Below are 941 nucleotides of genomic sequence, written 5' to 3' on the forward strand. Positions count from 1 at the left end.
TCGGCGGTGTTGATTTGCGCATAGCCCGGTTCATCCGCCAGCGCCGCCAGCGCCGCGCAGTTGCCGGTCATCGAACGGCAGGAGTAGTGACCGACTTCGCGCACCGTTGAGAGCACCATCGGGTACTCGTCGGTGAGCTTATCGATCGGCGCGACCCAGTCGCAGGTGAAGAACTGCGCCAGCCCGTTGGGGGTATCGAACTTCTCTTTAAACAGATACGACGTCCCCTGGTCGGCGTCGGACTCATCGCGGCATGGCCACATGACGTAGCCGAGCTCGCCCATTTTTTCATAGGTGGCGCCGTAGAAGTCCGGGCACAGATGCCGCAACTCATCCCAGATCTCCTGGGTGTTGTTGTAGTGCATCGGATAGCCCATCCGGGTGGCGATTTCGCTGATGATCTGCCAGTCGGTTTTCAGGTCCCACTTTGGCTCCACCGCTTTAAAGAAGCGCTGGAAGCCGCGGTCCGCTGCGGTATACACGCCTTCGTGCTCGCCCCACGAGGTGGACGGCAGGATGACGTCGGCCGCGGCGGCGGTTTTGGTCATGAAAATATCCTGGACGATAACCAGTTCCAGCTGTTCAAACGCCTTGCGCACCGCGGAAAGCTCGGCATCGGTCTGCAGCGGATCCTCGCCCATAATGTACGCCGCGCGGACTTCGCCGTGTTCGGCGCGGTGCGGCAGCTCGCTGATGCGGTAGCCGGTATGTTCCGGCAGGCTGTCGACGCCCCACGCTCTGGCAAACTTCTCGCGGTTTTCTGGGAACTTAACGTACTGGTAGCCCGGATAGGTATCCGGCAGCGCGCCCATATCGCAGGCGCCCTGGACGTTGTTCTGCCCGCGCACCGGGTTGACGCCGACGCTCGGCTTGCCGAGGTTGCCGGTGAGGATCGCGAGGCTGGTCAGCGACCGCACGGTCTCCACGCCCTGGTAGAACTG

1 protein-coding gene is annotated in these 941 nt (G+C 62.4%); it reads right to left on the reverse strand.

Features of this window, described 5'->3' with window-relative positions; genetic code table 11:
- Positions 1-941: molybdopterin-dependent oxidoreductase (locus tag PGS10_RS24900; protein ID WP_316423635.1), on the reverse strand; the 941-nt coding region annotated here is incomplete at both ends.

The sequence above is a fragment of the Klebsiella sp. 141153 genome, from assembly GCF_032601995.1.
GTDB classification, from domain to species: domain Bacteria; phylum Pseudomonadota; class Gammaproteobacteria; order Enterobacterales; family Enterobacteriaceae; genus Klebsiella; species Klebsiella aerogenes.